Source organism: Serratia sp. OLAL2, from assembly GCF_002752475.1.
In the GTDB taxonomy this organism is placed as follows: domain Bacteria; phylum Pseudomonadota; class Gammaproteobacteria; order Enterobacterales; family Enterobacteriaceae; genus Serratia; species Serratia bockelmannii.
The window spans coordinates 49,435-68,433 of the sequence record NZ_MSTL01000021.1; the positions used below are offsets into that span (position 1 = coordinate 49,435).

An 18,999-nucleotide genomic window follows, 5' to 3' on the forward strand; every position below is an offset into this window, starting at 1 on the left:
AGACAAAAGGCTGCACGGTTGTGCAGCCTTTCGTTTGTTCATAGCCCAAACGGCCTCACCCATACCGCCCGGTAATATAATCCTCGGTGCGGCGCTGGCGCGGCGACGTGAAAATGGCGTCGGTGTCGTTGTATTCCACCAGCCGCCCCTGATGAATAAAGGCGGTGTAGTCGGAGACGCGCGCCGCTTGCTGCATGTTGTGCGTCACCAGCACCACGCTATAGCGCTGTTTCAGCGCGGAAATCAGCTCTTCGATGGTCAGCGTGGAGATCGGATCGAGAGCCGAGGTCGGCTCGTCGAGCAGCAATACTTCCGGCTCGATGGCGATGGCGCGCGCGATCACCAGGCGCTGCTGCTGGCCGCTGGACAAGCGGAACGCATTTTCGCGCAGCCGGTCTTTTACCTCATGCCACAACGCGGCGGCGCGCAGTGAACGCTCCACCGCTTCATCCAGCAAGCGCCGGTCGCGCACGCCCTGCAGCCGCAGGCCGTACACCACATTTTCATAGATCGATTTCGGGAACGGGTTCGGCCGTTGGAACACCATGCCCACCCGCCGCCGCAGCGCCGCCACGTCGATCTGCGCGCCGGAGATCGCCGCGCCGTTCAGCTGCAGATCGCCCTCAATGCGGCAGTTGTCCACCAGATCGTTCATGCGATTGAAACAGCGCAGCAGCGTCGATTTGCCGCAGCCCGAAGGGCCGATCAGGGCCGTCACCCGATGTTTCGGGATACGCAGCGAAATATCGTGCAGCACCTGTTTGTCACCATAAAACAGGTTCAGGCCGTTGACCGCCAGTGCGGTCTGTTCATCGTCGAGATGCTGGACATCCAGCCGGGGCAAACTGCCTGGCGTCATCAAACCCATTACGCACTCCCCAAAAATAGCGTCATTGTTACTGCGACCATGCTCGGTACCGCTCCCTCAACGAATGGCGGATGCCCATCGCCGCCAGATTCAAACTCACCACGATCGTCACCAGCAAGAAGGCGGTGGCGAACACCAGCGGCCGCGCCGCCTCCACGCTCGGGCTCTGGAATGCCATATCGTAGATCTGGAAGCTCAAATGCATGAACTTCCGCTCCAGGTGCAGATACGGGAAAATCTCGTCCACCGGTAGCACCGGCACCGATTTCACGACCCCCACCAGCATCAGCGGCGCGGTCTCCCCGGCGGCGCGCGCCACCGCCAGGATCAGGCCGGTCATCATCGCCGGCGCCGCCATCGGCAGCACGATGCGCCACAGCGTCTCGGCCCGGCTGGCGCCCAGCGCCATCGAGCCCTGCCGCAGCGAGGCGGGAATGCGCGACAGCCCTTCCTCGGTGGCGACGATCACCACCGGCAGCGTCAGCAGCGCCAGCGTCAGCGCCGCCCACAGCACGCCGGGCGTGCCGAAGGTCGGGTTGGGCAGGGATTCAGGATAGAACAGCTGATCGAGCGTGCCGCCGATCATATAAACAAAAAAGCCGAGGCCGAAGACGCCATAGACGATCGAGGGCACGCCGGCCAGATTGACCACCGCGATGCGGATCACCCGCGTCAGCAGATTGTTGCCGGCATATTCGTGCAGATACAGCGCCGCGATCACGCCAAACGGCATCACCACGATCGACATCAGGATCACCATCAACACCGTGCCGAAAATGGCCGGGAACACCCCGCCCTCGGTATTCGCCTCACGCGGGCTGTCGGTGAGAAACTTCTTCACCTGCTCGCCCCAGTGCGCCAGCTTCTCGGAGGTGCTCATGGCGTTCGGGTACCAGGCATCGCGCACCTGGCTGAGCGGAATGGTCAACGTCTGCCCGTGCATGTCGCGCAGCAGCAACGCGTCGCGCTGGCGATCGCGGTTCAGCCCCGCCAGACGTTCGGACAACAGCTGATACTGCCGCTGCAGCTCCAGCCGTTCGGCCTTGATGGCGTCCTGTGCGCGGGCGTCCAGCTTATCGTCGCGCTGCAGGCGCTTTTCCCGCAGCCGCAACGCGTCAAACTGCTGATTGATGCGCGCCATGTCGCGGAATTGAATGTCGTGCGCCTGGCGCGAGAGCGCGGCGATTTGCGGCAGGCGCTGCTGCAACGCCTGCCCCAGATTGCGGCCGGTCAGTGGTTGCCCGTCTTCCAGCAGCCCCGCCAGATAGCCGTAAGCGGTGCCGTGGCTGTCGCGTTCCAGCACCAGCAGGCTGCGCGGCGTGCTTTGGCTGCGGATATCGCTGGCCAGCAAGGTGCGGAAATCCTGCCCCTCGCGTTCGCGGTTGCCGACCTTAATCAGATAACGTTCGACGTTCTGCGCCTCGCCCGGCGGCGTGACGCCCGCCTCGGCCAGTTGGCGCCGGGAAATGCTTTGTTGCTGGTACAACTCACCGATCACCGTCACCGGCCCAGCGCCGTTCTGATTCAGTTCGAACTGATAAACCGGGCTCGGCCAGAAATAGCGCATCCCCTGCCCGGCCAGCAGTAGCAGAATGCCGATCAGCGCCAACAGGCTGACGGCCACCGAACCGGCGGTCAGCCACACCCACGGCGACCCGCTCTTCACCCAGCTCTTCATGGCGCCTCCTGATTCGGCGTGTAACGCTTACGCAACCGCAGGCGCACCGCCTCCGCCAGCGTGTTGAACACGAAGGTGAAGACAAACAGCACCAGCGCAGTCAGGAACAGCACGCGGTAATGGCTGCTGCCGGAAACCGCCTCCGGCATTTCAATGGCGATGTTGGCCGCCAGCGCGCGCAGCCCCTGGAACAGGCTGCCGTCGATAATCGGCGTGTTGCCGGTAGCCATCAGCACGATCATGGTTTCCCCCACCGCGCGGCCAAAGCCGATCATCAGCGCGGAGAAAATGCCGGCGCTGGCGGAAGGCAGCACCACCTTGATCACCGTCTGCCATTGGGTGGCGCCCAGCGCCAAAGAGCCCTGGCTCAGGGTGGCCGGCACGCTGAACAGCGCGTCCTCCGCCAGCGAGAAGATGATCGGCACCAGCGCGAAGCCCATCGCCACGCCCACCACCAGCGCATTACGCTGGTCATAATTATCCCCCAGCCAGAAATGCAGCGGCTCACCGAACAGCGCCACCTCCAGCCACGGCCCCAGGCTGAACGCCAGCCACACCGTCAACGCCAGCAGCGGCAACAGCAACAGCAGATCGACGCCCGGCCGGCAGCGCGGCATAAAGCGATGGGTCAACGCGCCGCACAGCAGCACCGCCGCCGCCAGCAGCAGCGGCAACGCCAGCACCGCCAACAGATACTGCTCGATGATCGGCGCCAGCCAGATGCCGGCCACCAGCCCGATCACCACCGTCGGCAGCGCGCCCATCACTTCGATAGCCGGTTTGATCACCCGTCGTAGCCCCGCCGTCATAAAGTAAGCGGTATAGATGGCGCCGGCCAAGGCCAAGGGTATGGCGAACAGCATCGCGTAAGCCGCCGCCTTGAAGGTGCCGAAGATCACCGGCATCAGGCTGAATTTGGGTTGGTAGCTGTCTTCGCCGGAGGTGGACTGCCAGACGTAGGCCGGCTGCGGGTAGTTCTCATACCACACCTTGCCCCACAGCGAACGCCAGGTGACGTCCGGATACGGGTTGTCGAGCGCATAGCGCTGCCAGCCCTGCGCGCTCTCCAGCAGCAGACCATCGCCGCGCGGCGCGAACGCCATCTGCCGCACCTCGGCACCCAAACGGGTATTCAGCAGCGGCTGCGGTTGAATGGCGGAAAATAACGAGAAGCCGCCATCGGGCCGCAGGGTGGCGAACACACGGCGGTAAGGCTCGGCCACCGTCAGCTCCTGCCCGTCAGCACCGTGATCGAAATGCTGCACCGGCGTCAGGCGCCAGCGCCGATCTTTTTCCACCTCGAACCACTCGCGCAGATTGCCGTCGGCGCCCTTGATCAGCAGCGCGCTACCGCCGGGCAGCGCCGTCATCTGATACGGGGCGTGTTCGCCAAGGGTACGCGTTTCACGCAGCTGCAGCTGCGCGCCGTCGATCTGATAACGCGCCAGCCGGTTGCCGGTCAGCAGGTAAAGCTGGCGGCCATCCGGCGTCAGCACCAGTTGCTCCCCGTCGTGCTCCAGCGGACGCTCGCTGAACTGCGGCGGCCGGTCGGGGCTGAAGCGACCGAACACCAGGCGCCGATCGTCGGTCACCCCGGCCAACAGATACTGCCCGCGATGCGCATCCGCCAACGACAGCAGTTTCAGCGGTTTGTTCTGCGGATCCAGCGCCAACGGCTGTTGCCCAAGCGGGAACTGCCACTGCGGCCGGCCGTTTTCCGCCGTCGCGAAGTCCGCGCGTGCCACCACCAACCGGCCGTTGGCCTGCGCCAGCGCAAACAGATCGCGCTCTCCGGCAGCCTGCGCGAGCAGCGCCGGTTTGGCCAGCAGCGTCTGCTGCACCAGCGGCGTCTGGGCCTGGCCGCTCGGCGCCGGCGTCAGACGATAAAATTGCCCCGCGCCCTGCGCGTCGATGCGATAACCCACGCGCTGCTGCACGTCCATGCCCAGCGCCAGCGCCGGGGCCGACACCGCGATCGGCAGCGGCTGAGCCTGCCCAAGCGAGGCCGGTTTGAACAGCGGCAGCACCGCAAACAGCAGATAAACGAAGATCAGCATCAACGTCATCAGCACCATCAGCCCGCTGGCGGTCACTGCCGCCTGCACGCCGCGGTCGATGCGCCCGCGCATGCGATCTCGGGGATGTTGATTGGCCGTCGTCTGTGTCATGTGTCTCGCTGTCGCTGATGTAATCGGGCTTACGCCGTAAGATAACCGGGCATCTTATGTCAGTTTTATGACGTTTGCATGACAAAGTTACCCGACTCAACCCAGGTTTTTTACACTGCCAACAGACAATATGAATTTGATATATTGCTGAAAAATGACCATTAACACGCTTTATAACGCCAAGAATAAGCCTGCTAGCCGTCATTTCATGCTGATCGTTTTACTGCCGAGCATCCCGCCGCGGGGAAAATTTATTGCCGCCGAAAAACGCCGCGCGCCAACGCAATGGATATGTTGGACTTTCCTGTCAATCTCTCGCAATAATGATGAAGGACACTAGAGCGGCATCCGGGCGCTGCGTCCCGGATCCTATTCTAAATTTGAACTGGAGTGGCAATGGGTCAGGAAAAGCTCTACATCGAAAAAGAACTAAGCTGGTTATCCTTTAATGAACGCGTGTTGCAGGAAGCCGCAGATAAGAGCAATCCCCTGATTGAACGTATGCGTTTTCTGGGCATTTACTCCAACAACCTCGACGAGTTCTATAAAGTCCGCTTCGCCGATCTCAAACGGCGCATCCTGATCAGCGAAGAGCAAGGCTCCGCCGGTTCCTCGCGCCACCTGCTGAAAAAGATCCAGGCCAAGGTGCTGAAAACCGATCAGGAGTTCGACGGCCTGTACAACGATCTGCTGCTGGAAATGGCCCGCAACCAGATCTTCCTGATCAACGAACGCCAGGTGTCCGAGAACCAGCAAATCTGGCTGCGGCAATATTTCAAACAGCATCTGCGCCAGCACATCACGCCGATCCTGATCAACCACGACACCAACCTGGTGCAGTTCCTGAAAGACGACTACACCTATCTGGCGGTGGAGATCATCCGCGGCGCCCGCACCGACTATGCGCTGCTGGAGATCCCGTCCGACAAGGTGCCGCGCTTCGTCAATCTGCCGCCGGAAGCGCCGCGCCGCCGTAAGCCAATGATCCTGCTGGACAACATTCTGCGTTACTGCCTAGACGATATCTTCAAGGGCTTCTTCGACTACGATGCGCTCAACGCCTATTCGATGAAAATGACCCGCGACGCGGAGTACGATCTGGTGACCGAAATGGAATCCAGCCTGCTGGAACTGATGTCCTCCAGCCTGAAACAGCGCCTGACCGCCGAGCCGGTGCGCTTTGTTTATCAGCGCGACATGCCGAACGAAATGGTGGAACTGCTGCGCGGCAAGCTGGGCATCTCCAACTACGATTCGGTGATCGCCGGCGGCCGCTACCACAACTTTAAAGACTTCATCAGCTTCCCGAACGTCGGCAAGGCCAATCTGGTCAACAAGCCGCTGCCGCGCCTGCGCCACATCTGGTTCGACGGTTTCCGCAACGGCTTCGACGCCATTCGCGAAAAAGACGTGCTGCTCTACTACCCGTACCACACCTTTGAGCACGTGCTGGAGCTGCTGCGCCAGGCATCGTTCGATCCGAGCGTGCTGGCGATCAAAATCAACATCTACCGCGTGGCGAAAGACTCGCGCATCATCGAATCGATGATCCACGCCGCGCACAACGGCAAAAAGGTCACGGTAGTGGTCGAGCTGCAGGCGCGCTTCGACGAAGAGGCCAACATTCACTGGGCGAAGCGCCTGACCGAGGCCGGCGTACACGTGATCTTCTCCGCGCCGGGGCTGAAAATCCACGCCAAACTGTTCCTGATTTCGCGCCGTGAAGGCGATGAAATTGTGCGCTATGCTCATATCGGCACCGGCAACTTTAACGAAAAAACCGCGCGCATCTACACCGACTATTCGCTGCTGACCGCCGATTCACGCATCACCAACGAAGTGCGCCGGGTGTTCAACTTTATCGAGAACCCCTACCGGCCGGTCACCTTCGACAACCTGATGGTGTCGCCGCAGAACTCGCGCCTGAAGCTGTATGAGCTGATCGACAACGAAATCGCCAACGCGCAGGCCGGGGAACAGGCCGGCATTATGTTGAAAATAAATAATCTGGTGGATAAAGGACTGGTAGATCGGTTATATACCGCGTCCGGCGCCGGCGTGAAGATCCGCCTGCTGGTGCGGGGCATGTGTTCCCTGATTCCCAACCTGCCGGGGATCAGCGACAATATTCAGGTGATCAGCATCGTCGATCGCTTTTTGGAACACGATCGGGTTTACGTTTTCGACAATAAAGGTGACAAACGGGTGTATCTGTCCTCCGCCGACTGGATGACCCGCAACATAGATTACCGTATCGAAGTGGCGGTATCGCTGCTGGATCCGGCGCTGAAACAGCGCGTTCTGGACATTCTGGAGATCCTGTTCAGCGATACGGTCAAGGCCCGTTATGTGGATAAAGAACTGAGCAACCAGTACGTGCCGCGCGGCAACCGCCGCAAAGTGCGCGCCCAGGTGGCTATTTACGAGTATTTAAAAGCTCTGGAACAACCAGGACAGTAGGCCAGCAACTATGCCGCTAAAAAACACTGCATCGAACAAACCGCAGGAAATCGCCGCCATCGACCTCGGGTCGAACAGCTTCCACATGGTGATCGCCCGCGTCGTCAACGGCGCTTTACAGGTATTGGGCCGTTTGAAACAACGGGTACATCTCGCCGACGGATTGGACAGCAACAACGTACTCAGTGAAGAGGCGATAGAACGCGGCCTGGCCTGCCTGGCGCTGTTTGCCGAACGGCTGCAGGGCTTCCCGGCGGATAACGTCACCATCGTCGGGACCCACACCCTGCGTCAGGCGGTGAACGCCGAAGTATTCCTCAAGCGCGCCGCCAAAGTGATCCCCTACCCGATCGAAATCATCGCCGGCCAGGAAGAGGCGCGCCTGATCTTCATGGGCGTGGAACACACCCAGCCGGAGAAAGGCCGCAAGCTGGTGATCGACATCGGCGGCGGCTCCACCGAGCTGGTGATCGGCGAAGACTTCGAGCCGCTGCTGGCGGAAAGCCGCCGCATGGGCTGCGTCAGCTTCGCCCAGCTGTTCTTCCCGGGCGGAGAGATCAGCAAAAACAACTTCCGCCGCGCTCGGCTGGCGGCGGCACAGAAGCTGGAAACGCTGGCCTGGCAGTACCGCATTCAGGGCTGGCAGTACGCGCTGGGCGCCTCGGGTACCATCAAGGCCGCCCACGAAGTGCTGGTGGCGATGGGAGAAAAAGACGGTCTCATCACCCTGGAACGCCTGGAAATGCTCGCCGAACAGGTGCTGCAGTTCAAAAGCTTCGGCTCGCTGAGCCTGCCGGGGCTGTCGGAAGACCGCCAATCGGTGTTCGTGCCGGGGTTGGCTATCCTGTGCGGCGTGTTCGACGCGCTGGCGATCCGCGATCTGCGCTTGTCCGACGGCGCGCTGCGCGAAGGCGTGCTGTATGAAATGGAAGGCCGTTTCCGCCACCAGGACATCCGCAGCCGCACCGCCAAGAGCCTGGCCGATCACTACAACATCGATCGCGAGCAGGCCAAACGGGTGCTGGAAACCACCGAGTTGCTCTACTCGCAGTGGATGGCGCAGAACACCAAGTTGGCGCATCCGCAGCTGGAAGCCCTGCTGAAATGGGCCGCCATGCTGCACGAGGTGGGGCTGAGCATCAACCACAGCGGCATGCACCGCCATTCGGCCTACATTCTGCAAAACTCCAACCTGCCTGGTTTCAACCAGGAACAGCAGCTGTTGCTGGCGGCGCTGGTGCGCTTCCACCGCAAGGCGATCAAGCTGGAAGAGCTGCCGCGCCTCAACCTGTTCAAAAAGAAACACTACCTGCCGCTGATCCAGCTGCTGCGTCTGAGCACCCTGCTCAACAACCAGCGGCAGTCGACCACCACGCCGGAAACGCTGCGCCTGACCACCGACGACAACCACTGGACGCTGCGTTTCCCAGCCGGCTATCTGGCGCAGAACAACCTGGTGCAGCTGGACTTCGAACGCGAGCAGGCCTACTGGAACGACGTCGTCGGCTGGAAGCTGCTGATCGACGAAGAAGGCTCGCAAGACGAACAGCGCTCCGCCTGATCCCCCGCCCCCTGCCAGCCAGGGGGTTTTTCTTTCCGCCCCCGCTCCGCCAACCTAAACGAAACCCTAATACGGCGCGCCGCCCGCCGGAAAAAAATGGACAACTTTTGTCATCAGCGCCTAAAATCCGGTTACAAATTCTCGAGCGAATAACACAGGACACCGGCATACCGGGTGATATATGCGCAAGAAAACCACCGGACAGATGACGAAGATAGTGTTGTTTATCAGCTTTATCATTTTAGTCGGCCGACTGCTGTACGCCGCCGTGGTGGCGGTGCCTCATCATCAGGAAAAAAAGCAGGCCGCTGCGCAAAACGCCGCCGAAGTCAGCGCGCCACAACAGGACGCCTCCTCTGAATAACCGCCGCGCCCCGTCCGTTTCATAAAAATGACTCCGGCACTCGCTATGCTCTATCTTTTAATGAGCCTGCGTCAGGAACGCCGAGCGCCCGTTAAGGAACACCATGTCAGCCGCAACCCATAACGTCAAAAAAGTCGCTGAACACCGCCAGCGCATTCTTACTCTGTTGTTGAACAATAAGGAATTGGTCGACGGCATTCTCGGCCGGCCGGGGGATGAACACGCCCTCAGCCAAAGCGAACGGCTGAACCAAACGGCGGAAATTACCGGCCTGCTGGACGACATGCACGCCGCCGACCTGGCGGACCTGCTGGAAGCACTGCCGCAGGACGAACGCATGGCGCTGTGGCGGCTGGTGGGCAACAGCAAGCGCGGCCAGACGCTGGTGGAAGTCGCCGAGCCGGTCTGGGACAGCCTGATCGAGGAAATGAGCGACAAAGACCTGCTCAAGGCGATCAAAACGCTGGATGTCGACGAACAGGCCTACCTGGCGCAATACCTGCCGCGTAACCTGATGGGCCGGTTGCTGACCTCGCTGGAGCCGGAGCAGCGCGCCCAGGTGCGCGAGATGAGCCAATACGCCAAAGACAGCGTCGGCTGGATGATGGATTTCGAACTGGTGACGGTGCGGCCGGACGTCACGCTCGGCGCGGTGCACCGCTTTTTGCGCATGCGCAAAACCATTCCCGACGCCACCGATAAACTGTTCGTCACCGATCGCAAAAACACCCTGCTGGGCGAGCTGCCGCTGACCGCGGTGCTGCTGAACGACCCGGAGATCCCGGTGCGCGAAGTGATGGACAGCGATCCCGCCACCTTTCAGCCCGAAGACAAGGCCGATGATGCGGCCGGCGCCTTCGAACGTTATGACCTGATCAGCGCCCCGGTGGTTGATGCCAAAGGCAAACTGATGGGCCGCCTGACCATCGAAGAGATCGTCGACGCCGTCAACGAAGAGAGTGACACCAATTTGCGCCGCATGGGCGGTTTGAGCCCGGAAGAAGACGTGTTCGCCCCGGTCAGCAAGGCGGTCAAGACCCGCTGGGCCTGGCTGGCGATCAACCTCTGCACCGCATTCATCGCCTCCCGCGTGATCGGCCTGTTCGAACACACCATTTCCCAGCTGGTGGCACTGGCGGCGCTGATGCCGATCGTCGCCGGCATCGGCGGCAACACCGGCAACCAGACCATCACCATGATCGTGCGCGCGCTGGCGCTGCACCAGATCGAAGTCGGCAACATCTCGCGCCTGATGCTCAGAGAGTTGGGGGTGGCCATCATCAACGGCGTAGTGTGGGGCGGCATCATGGGCGTGATCACCTGGCTGCTGTATGGCGACGCGGCGATGGGCGGCGTAATGACGCTGGCGATGCTGCTCAACCTGCTGCTGGCGGCGCTGATGGGCGTGGTGATCCCGATGACCATGCTCAAACTGGGCCGCGATCCGGCGGTCGGCTCCAGCGTGCTCATCACCGCGCTGACCGACACCGGCGGCTTCTTCATCTTCCTCGGCCTCGCCACCCTGTTCCTGCTGTAAGACGCTCAAAGCCGGCCCCGCGCCGGCTTTTTCGTCATTCTGTCGCCGGGCCTGCGCTAATGCAGTAAAGTCGGCCCTCCCGGTAGGTTTTCCTCTCACGCTGTACTACCCTTTGCCAATAAATCGTCTTAATTCATTCACGTCATGAATTCAATCACAGGCAGAGGCCATCGGTAAGGGTGTCTATGGAGATCAGCGCGCCGAACACGTTCGGCACACACAAAGGCGTCGTGCTGACGCATTCCCTGTTCGTGGCGCTGGCGACGTTTTTGCTCGCCTTGCTGAGCCTGTCGTTATCCAGTGAGGCTCATCACTTCACGCCGCTGTGGTTCCCGACCGCCGCCGCGATCGCCGTGCTGTATCGCCATCCCCCGCGTCATTGGGGTTTGCCGCTGCTGGCCAGCGGCACAGGCATCGTGCTCGCCAGCTTCCTGCTGTTCGGCCTCAGCGCCATTCCCGTCAAGCTGGCCGCCATCAACCTGCTGGAAGCGGCAGTGTGCGCTCTGCTGCTGCGCCGCACGCTGCCGGCGATCGATCCGCTGAGCGATCTGGGCTGTTGGCTGCGCTTCGTGGTCTGCGCGGTGATATTTACCCCATTGTTCAGCGCGCTGCTGGCCGCCGGACTGACCCCCACGCCGGACCAGACGTTTTGGCAATCGTTCGGCACCTGGTTCATCGCTGAGGCGATAGGGGTGCTGTCGCTGGCGCCGCTCGGGCTCACCTATCACCGCCGCCTGTTGGCTGGGCTGAATCCGTATCCGCTGCTGTTGACCCTGATGGGATCGCTGGCCTTCAGCTATCTGGCGCTGACGCATCTGCCCTTCCCCTTTACCTTCGTCATCCTGCCGCTGCTGTGGGCGGCTATCGCCCTGTCGCGCTTCGAAACCTTCACCGTCTGTTTCTGTACAATCCTGCTGATCACCGTCCTGCTGTCGCTGGGCCTGATGCGCCTTACGTCTTCCCGGCACACTTTCCTGGGCGAACTCGGCCTCTATCTACCGATGTTGCTGATCCTGATCCCGGCGCACGCCATGGCGATGGTGATGCACACCTTCCGGGTGGAAAAGCAACATATCGTCGAGAGCGAAAGCCGCTTTCGCAGCGCGCTGGAGTATTCCGCCATCGGCATGGCGCTGGTGTCGCCGGAGGGCAAATGGCTGCAGGTTAACCAGGCGCTGTGCAAGCTGCTCGGCTATCCGCCCGAAAGACTTTATCGCCTGACCTTTCAAGAGATCACCCACCCGGACGATCTGAACGCCGACCTATCCCAACTGCACGAACTGCTCGACGGCCATATCAGCAGCTACACCCTAGAGAAGCGCTATATCCGCAGCGACGGCCAGACGGTCTGGGCGCTGCTGGCGGTCTCGCTGGTGCGCGACGGCGAAGGCCGGCCGTTGTACTTCATCTCTCAGGTGGAGGACATCAGCGACCTTAAGCGCAGCGAGGCGGAGAACAACCGGTTGGTGGAGCGCATCACGCTGGCCAACCAGGTGGGCGGCGTCGGCATCTGGGAATGGGTGATGGGCCAGGAAAACTTCACCTGGGATCAGCGCATGTTCGAACTCTACGATCTCACCCCCGACCAAACGCCGACGCTGGCGTTGTGGCGCACCCTGCTGGTGCCGGAAGATCGCGAGCGCACCGATCGCGAACTGGCCGAGCTCCTGGCGCAGCCGCGGCCATTCATCATGGAGTTTCGCATCACGACGCGCGGCGGCAAAGTGCGCCATATCCGCGGCCAGGGCAACGTGATCCTCGACGATCAGGGTCGGCCGCTGCGCCTGATCGGCACCAATATCGACATGACCGAGCTCAAGAGCCTCGCCGAGGCGCTGCACGAAGAAAAGGAGCGCCTGCACATCACTCTCGACGCCATCGGCGAAGGGGTGATCTCCACCGACAGCCACCTGCGTGTCACCTTTATGAACCCGGTGGCGGAACAGATGTGCGGCTGGCCGCTCGAACTGGCGATCGGTATGCCCGTCGCCGGCGTGGTGCGCCTGACCAACGGCAAAGACGGCCCGGAAATCGAAAACCTCACGCAATACCCACGGCAGTGGCCAGCGGATTATGCGCTGGTGCTGCACAGCCGCGACGGGCGTTATTTCGACGTGCAACAGTCGGTCTCACCGCTGAAAACCCTCGACGGGGAAACCATGGGTGCGGTGATGGTGCTGCAGGACGTCACCGCTTCGCGCGAACTGATGAAAAAACTCAGCTACAGCGCCTCGCACGATGCGCTGACCGGGTTGCCGAACCGCACCCGCTTCGAGAAACAGCTGAAAGCGGCGATCGTCGCCGGCGGGGAACCGTCGTCACCGCATTCGCTGGTGTTCCTCGATCTGGATCGGTTCAAGGCGGTGAACGACACCGCCGGCCATGCGGCGGGCGATGCCCTGCTGCGGGACATCGCCCAGCTGATGCGGCATCAGCTGCGCCATAGCGACTGCCTGGCCCGGCTGGGCGGCGACGAGTTCGGGCTGATCCTGTACGACTGCCGGCTGGAACAGGCCAAATCGCTGGTGCAGCAAGTGGTTAATCAAATCAGCCAGCACCCGTTCTACTGGGAAGGGAAGATTTACCGCGTCGGCGCCAGCGCCGGCATCACACGCATCAGCGCCGACGCCAAAAGCAGCGAACTGCTGGCGCAGGCCGATATCGCCTGCTACACCGCCAAGCACCAGGGGCGCGGCCAGGTTTATCTGTACGAAACGCGGCAGAAACAGCGGCTGGAGCGGCAGCACGAGGTGCTGAGCCTGCAGGAAGTGCAGACGATCATCAGCGAGGGGCAACTGCGGCTGCTGACTCACGCGGTCGCGCCGCCGGCGACGCCGCTGTCGGCCGCGTTTCACCAGGTGAAGCTGCAGGTGATGGCGCCGGACGAGCGCCCGCTGTCGCACGAGGCGTTCATCGCCGCCGCGCAGCTGTACGGCCTGATGCCGGACATCGACCGTTGGACGGCGGCGCAACTGCTGGTGAAATATGCCGACGACATCAAACGCAAAGGGCTGTCGCTCGCGCTGCCGCTGGCTATCGACAGTCTGCTCAGCGCCGACTTCCAGCGCGAGCTGACGGAAACAGTGCGCGCTTCCTCGCTGCCGCCGCAGGCGCTGCTGTTCAGCGTCGATGAGGCCGCGATACTGGAGCACGCCGCGCAGTGTCGGGCATTTCTCCGCGAACTTCAGCAGCAGGGCTGCCGGCTGATCGTCAACGGCTTCGGGCATAACATCAATGCTTTCGATGAGCTCAGCGACCAGAGAATCGACATCATTCGCATCGATGAGCGCTTTATCACCAACGTGCACTGCAACCAGATGGACGAGCTGATGGTCGCGATGCTCAACGGCGCGGCGCATCGAATCAAGGCGCAGACGCTCGCCGGGCCGGCCCACCAGCCGGTGACGCTGCAGGCGCTGCGCGATATCGGCATCGATCTGGCGGACGGCGATCAGGTGGCGCTGGAGCAGCCGCTGGCGGTGTTGCTCAGCGACGGTTATTTCGGCATTCGCTAATCCCTCTTCCTCACCGGCGCCGTCGCACGGACGGCGCCGCACTCCCCCGTATTTCACATTGTGTTAACCCATACGAGATTAGTGATATAAATAACACCTTAGGCTTAAACGATTAAGTAAGATGAATCGCCCATGCGAGTATCAGCGTATCCGTTGATTTTCCTCGACATGTGATGACTCAGGGATAAGGGACTATGGAAAAGAAATGGTTTTCCGCCAGGGAACTGATGGGGAAGGCGGGGTTGCCCTCAACCCCACAAGGAGTCAATTTGATGGCCCGGCGAGAAGGCTGGGTCAGTCGCCGCCGCAGCGGCGTACAGGGCAAAGCGCTGGAATACCATATCGACAGCCTGCCATTCGGCGCGCGCAGCCTCTCGGCGTTGCACGAGGCCGATCATCCGGACTACGACGTCAAACGCCAGGATCCAATACGGGTCTGGATCGAGTATTACTACCACCTGACGCCGGCCGAACGGGAAAAGCTGCTGGCGTTCCTGATGCGTGAAGGCATGAGCCGCTTGCTGCAGCTGATCGAGTCCCCCCGCTAGCCACGTTCAACTCTCCCCTTCCGGCGCCCAGCCACCGTTGTGCCACAGGTGCAGCGTGGCGTAAGAGCGCCACGGGCGCCAGCGCTCGGCGTAGCGTTCAATCTGGCGCGGCGTCATGCCAGGGAAACGCTGTTTGATCAGGTAGTCGCCGGCCAGGAACACGTCCGGCCACGACCAGGCGCGCATCGCGATATAGCTGGCGGTCCAGTTGCCGATACCCGGCAGCGCGGTCAGCGCCTTGATGCCCTGTTCGATATCCAGCACGTTGTCGAGCTGCAGCCCCCCTTCGCCCAGCGCGCGGGCAATCTCGATCAGCGCCGCCGCACGCTTCACCTGCACCCCGAGCGGGCGCAGTTCTTCGGGCTGCAGCTGCGCCACCCGTTCTGCGGTGGGGAAAACGTGGGTGATGCCCTCATGCGGCGTCGCCAGCGCTTCGCCCCAACGTTCGGCCATCCGCCCGGCGAAGGTCGCCGCCATTTTCACGCTGACCAGTTGCCCCAGCACCGCACGCGTCGCCTGCTCGAAACTGTTCACGCAGCCCGGCAGGCGCAATCCCGGCGCATCGGCCGCCAGCGAGCCCAGCGCCTCATTAATGCGATCCGGCGCGGCGTCCAGATCAAACAGCAAGCGGACACGGCGCAACACCTCCGTCGTCACCAGACTGAGCGTCGGCGCGATCTCGACCCGAACCCGATTGCGCGCCTCTTCCGGCTGCACGCTGAACCAGCCGCGGTGTTCAGTGCCACCCTGGCTGACGGCGATCGAGCGCAGGTAGCGGCGCCCCTCGACCCGCTCCACGCCCTGCACGGCGCGCGCCTGCAAGAAATTCAGCATGCGCGCCCAGTCATAGGGCGGCCGATAGCCCAGATGAAACACCAACCCGCTGGCGGCCGCCCGTTCACCGCGCGCGCCGCCGCTGCGCAGCGCCGACGGGATCAGGCGGTAGCGCGCCTTGAACAGCTCGTTGAAACGCCGCAGGCTGCCGAAACCGGCGGCGAACGCCACCTCGCTGAGCGGCAGGTCGGTATCCGCCAGCAGACGCTTGGCCTGTAGCAACCGGTGTGACTGCGCGTAATCGATCGGCGAAGCGCCAAACTGTTCGGCGAAGATACGCCGCAGGTGGCGATCGGAAATGCCCAGCCGCGCCGCCAGCGCTTCGCAGCTGTGCTCGGACAGATAGCCTTGCTCGATGAGCTGCACCGCCACCTGGGCATAGCGGTTGCCCAGATCGATCAGCGCCAGGCCAGGGGCCAGTTCCGGTCGGCATTTGAGGCAGGGGCGAAACCCCGCCAGTTCAGCCGCCGCCGCGCTCGGATAAAAGGTGCAGTTTTCCCGCTTCGGCGTGCGGGCGCTGCACACCGGGCGACAATAGATGCCGGTGGAAGAGACGCCGACGAAAAAACGGCCGTCGAATTTGCGGTCACGCGCGCGCAGCGCGTCGTACAACGCTTGCTGTTGAGTATTCATGGCAACGCTCGGGTTCGGTTTTTTCTGCATTATGGGGCTCGCCTGGCGCACTGACGTGCGGAATTCGGACATTAAGTTAAGCACGCCGCCGCCGCGCCCGCTAAATTTTTCGACACTCGCGCATTGGCGCATTGCCCGCCGGCCCCGTCTCGGGTAAAGTCGCCCCCCTTCATTGGCATGGGGACAAAAAAGAGATGTTTATTGGATTCGATTACGGGACAGCCAACTGTTCCGTTGCAGTGATGCGCGACCACGGCCCCGAGCTGTTGACGCTGGAAAACAACGAGCCGTATCTGCCTTCGATGCTGTGCGCGCCGACCCGCGAAGCGGTGAGCGAATGCCTGCACCGCCATTGGCAGGTGCCGACCGGCAGCGAAGAAAACCAGCAGCTGCTGCGCCGCGCCATCAGTTACAACCGCGAAGAAGACATTCCGGTCAACGGCGACAGCGTGCTGTTCGGCCTGCAGGCGCTGGCGCACTATATGGAAGATCCCGAAGAGGTGTACTTCGTGCGCTCGCCGAAGTCCTTCCTCGGCGCCAACGGCCTGAAACCGCAGCAGATCGCGCTGTTCGAAGACCTGGTGTGCGCCATGATGTTCCACATCAAACGCCAGGCGGAAAACGTGCTGCAGACCGGCATCGATCAGGCGGTGATCGGCCGGCCGATCAACTTCCAGGGCATCGGCGGCGACGAAGCCAACCGGCAGGCGCAGGGCATTTTGCAGCGCGCCGCCGAACGTGCCGGTTTCAAGGACATTGAATTCCAGTTCGAGCCGGTGGCGGCGGGGCTGGACTTCGAGGCGACGCTGAGCGAAGAGCAAACCGTGCTGGTGGTGGACATCGGCGGCGGCACCACCGACTGCTCGGTGCTGCTGATGGGGCCGCAGTGGCGCGACCGCGCCGATCGCCAGCAGAGCCTGCTGGGCCACAGCGGCTGCCGGGTCGGCGGTAACGATCTGGACATCATGCTGGCCTTCAAACAGCTGATGCCGCTGTTCGGCCTGGGCGGCGAAACCGCGAAGGGCATCGCCCTGCCGGCGCTGCCTTACTGGAACGCGGTGGCGACCAACGACGTGCCGGCGCAAAATGACTTCTACAGCGCCGCCAACGGCCGCGTGCTGCGCGATCTGATCCTCGACGCGGCGGAGCCGGAAAAGGTCAAACGCCTGCTGAAAGTGTACCAACAGCGCCTGAGCTACCGATTGGTGCGGGCGGCCGAAGAGAGTAAGATCGCCCTGTCCGGCCAAACGGCCATCAGCGCGCCGCTCAATTTCGTGCAGGCCGATCTGGCGGAGAGCATCAGCCAGGCTCAGCTCGCCGACGCCATTTCGCAGCCGTTGATGCGCATTCAGGAGCAGGTCAGCGCCGCGCTGGCCAGCAGCCAGACCGCGCCGCAGGTGATCTACCTGACCGGCGGCAGCGCACGCTCACCCCTGCTGCGCGCCGCGCTGCAACAGCAGCTGCCGGGCATTCCGATCGTCGGCGGCAACGACTTCGGCTCGGTCACCGCCGGGCTGGCGCGCTGGGCGCAAACGCTGTTCCGTTGACAGCCCAAGGGCGCGGCTCGCCGCGCCCTTGTTCATTGGAGGCTATGCATCATGTCGACCATCCTTACCCTCGACAGCGCCAGGCTGCGGCTGCGCGCCTGGCGCGACGACGATCTGCCGGCCTTCGCCGCGCTTAACGCCGATCCGCAGGTGATGCGCTATTTCCCGGCGACGATGACGGCCGAGGAAAGCCACGCGCAGGCCGAACGCATCCGCGCCTTCATGCAACAACATAGCTGGGGGCTATGGGCGGTGGAAGTGAAAGGCGGCGCGCCTTTTATCGGTTTTGTCGGGCTGGCGCGGCCGGGCGACGATCTGCCTTGTGCCCCCTGCGTGGAGATTGGCTGGCGGCTGGCGGCGGCTCACTGGGGCAACGGCTACGCCGCTGAAGCGGCGCGCGCCGCGCTGGCGTACGCCTTCGACACGCTGCGCTTGCCGGAAGTGGTGTCCTTCACCGCCGAAAATAACCAGCCGTCGCGCCGGGTGATGACGCGCATCGGCATGCAGTTTGACGGCGAAACCTTCCTGCATCCGCGCCTGCCGACGGGCCATCCGCTGCAAAAGCACGTCTTGTATCGGCTGAACCGGCAAATGTGGCGCGAACGCCACGGCGATTAATACAGCGTATCCTTCAGCCGCTGCGGCAGCGCGCTGTCGTACTCCTCACCGTCGAAGCGCGTTTGGCTCACCGCGGCCAAAATATGGCCGGGGCTGGGCAGCGCCGAACGTTCGAGGCGGCTGCCCTCTTCCCACAATCCCGAACGCAAGATCGCCCGGCTGCACTGGAAGAACACCGCCTCCACCCGAATGCGCAGCACCGAACGCGGCAGCTGGTTGCGGTGGACGAAGCGCTGCAGCATCGCTGGCGCCACCACGATTTCCGCCCGCCCGTTAATCCGCAGCGTTTCGCCGATGCCGGGGATCAGCAACAGCAGCGCCACCCGGTTGTCGTGCAGGATATTGCGCAGGCTGTCGATGCGGTTATTGCCGCGACGGTCCGGCAGCAGCAGGGTTTTCTCGTCTTCGATATGGATAAAACCGGCCGGATCGCCGCGCGGAGAGACATCCATGCCGTCCGGCCCGACCGTCGAGAGCGCGGCAAACGGCGCCGCCTCGATAAACGGGCGGTACGCCGGGTGAATATAGCTGACTTCTTTAAAAACCGAGGGCGCGGCGGGTTTGCCGTACAGCTGTTCCAGCGTCGCGAGGTCGTTGATGGTATCACCAGACATTGCGGTTTCCTGAATGGGCCATGTTAACCCCTTCAGCATAGAGCAAAATCGCCG

General features: G+C 62.5%; 13 protein-coding genes. 8 read left to right on the plus strand and 5 right to left on the minus strand.

What is annotated here, in order from left to right; all coding sequences use genetic code 11:
* Window positions 1-55: 55 nt before the first annotated feature.
* Genes pstB through BVU99_RS23530 form a run of 3 tightly spaced genes read right to left on the minus strand, consistent with a single transcriptional unit; the run spans window position 56 to window position 4,714 of the window.
* On the minus strand, window positions 56-868 hold the full coding sequence (gene pstB / locus BVU99_RS23520; protein WP_019452422.1) for a phosphate ABC transporter ATP-binding protein PstB: 813 nt from the start codon (window positions 866-868) through the stop codon (window positions 56-58).
* A gap of 28 nt (window positions 869-896) precedes the next feature.
* A complete protein-coding gene (pstA, locus tag BVU99_RS23525) occupies window positions 897-2,546 on the minus strand; it encodes a phosphate ABC transporter permease PstA (protein ID WP_099817656.1) in 1,650 nt (549 codons plus the stop codon).
* Window positions 2,543-4,714 carry an ABC transporter permease subunit gene (locus BVU99_RS23530; RefSeq protein WP_049204840.1) on the minus strand — a complete coding sequence of 724 codons (2,172 nt, stop codon included), beginning with the start codon at window positions 4,712-4,714 and terminating at the stop codon, window positions 2,543-2,545. Before BVU99_RS23530 ends, pstA begins: the two co-directional genes overlap by 4 nt.
* Window positions 4,715-5,110: 396 nt before the next feature.
* On the opposite strand from BVU99_RS23530, the gene ppk1 reads away from it, so the two are divergent.
* From ppk1 to BVU99_RS23560, 6 genes are all read left to right on the plus strand, one after another.
* Window positions 5,111-7,174: a polyphosphate kinase 1 gene (ppk1, locus tag BVU99_RS23535; RefSeq protein ID WP_016926720.1), complete on the plus strand. Its 2,064-nt coding sequence runs from the start codon at window positions 5,111-5,113 to the stop codon at window positions 7,172-7,174.
* Window positions 7,175-7,184: 10 nt separating this feature from the next.
* Complete coding sequence (ppx, locus tag BVU99_RS23540) at window positions 7,185-8,735, plus strand: exopolyphosphatase (protein WP_025303850.1); 1,551 nt, start codon at window positions 7,185-7,187, stop codon at window positions 8,733-8,735.
* A gap of 181 nt (window positions 8,736-8,916) precedes the next feature.
* Window positions 8,917-9,099 carry a YfgG family protein gene (locus BVU99_RS23545; protein ID WP_004941600.1) on the plus strand — a complete coding sequence of 61 codons (183 nt, stop codon included), beginning with the start codon at window positions 8,917-8,919 and terminating at the stop codon, window positions 9,097-9,099.
* Between the two features lie 103 nt (window positions 9,100-9,202).
* Window positions 9,203-10,636: a magnesium transporter gene (mgtE, locus tag BVU99_RS23550; RefSeq protein ID WP_049204844.1), complete on the plus strand. Its 1,434-nt coding sequence runs from the start codon at window positions 9,203-9,205 to the stop codon at window positions 10,634-10,636.
* A 185-nt stretch (window positions 10,637-10,821) separates the two neighbouring features.
* Window positions 10,822-14,151, plus strand: a complete 3,330-nt coding sequence (locus tag BVU99_RS23555) for a diguanylate cyclase (RefSeq protein WP_099816840.1) — start codon at window positions 10,822-10,824, stop codon at window positions 14,149-14,151.
* Between the two features lie 194 nt (window positions 14,152-14,345).
* Window positions 14,346-14,699, plus strand: a complete 354-nt coding sequence (locus BVU99_RS23560; RefSeq protein WP_025303853.1) for a DNA-binding protein — start codon at window positions 14,346-14,348, stop codon at window positions 14,697-14,699.
* A gap of 6 nt (window positions 14,700-14,705) precedes the next feature.
* Here the strand turns inward: BVU99_RS23560 and alkA are convergent, their stop codons facing one another.
* The gene (alkA, locus tag BVU99_RS23565; protein ID WP_099816841.1) at window positions 14,706-16,196 is read right to left on the minus strand and encodes a DNA-3-methyladenine glycosylase 2; all 1,491 of its coding nucleotides are present in this window, start codon (window positions 16,194-16,196) and stop codon (window positions 14,706-14,708) included.
* 164 nt (window positions 16,197-16,360) lie between these two features.
* Here alkA and yegD point away from each other — a divergent pair, with 164 nt between their 5' ends.
* The gene (yegD, locus tag BVU99_RS23570; protein ID WP_025303855.1) at window positions 16,361-17,713 is read left to right on the plus strand and encodes a molecular chaperone; all 1,353 of its coding nucleotides are present in this window, start codon (window positions 16,361-16,363) and stop codon (window positions 17,711-17,713) included.
* Between the two features lie 51 nt (window positions 17,714-17,764).
* A complete protein-coding gene (locus tag BVU99_RS23575; RefSeq protein WP_025303856.1) occupies window positions 17,765-18,331 on the plus strand; it encodes a GNAT family N-acetyltransferase in 567 nt (188 codons plus the stop codon).
* Here the strand turns inward: BVU99_RS23575 and BVU99_RS23580 are convergent.
* A complete protein-coding gene (locus BVU99_RS23580) occupies window positions 18,328-18,945 on the minus strand; it encodes a pyridoxamine 5'-phosphate oxidase family protein (protein WP_025303857.1) in 618 nt (205 codons plus the stop codon). The two genes, BVU99_RS23575 and BVU99_RS23580, sit on opposite strands and share 4 nt — an antisense overlap.
* Window positions 18,946-18,999: the final 54 nt, after the last annotated feature.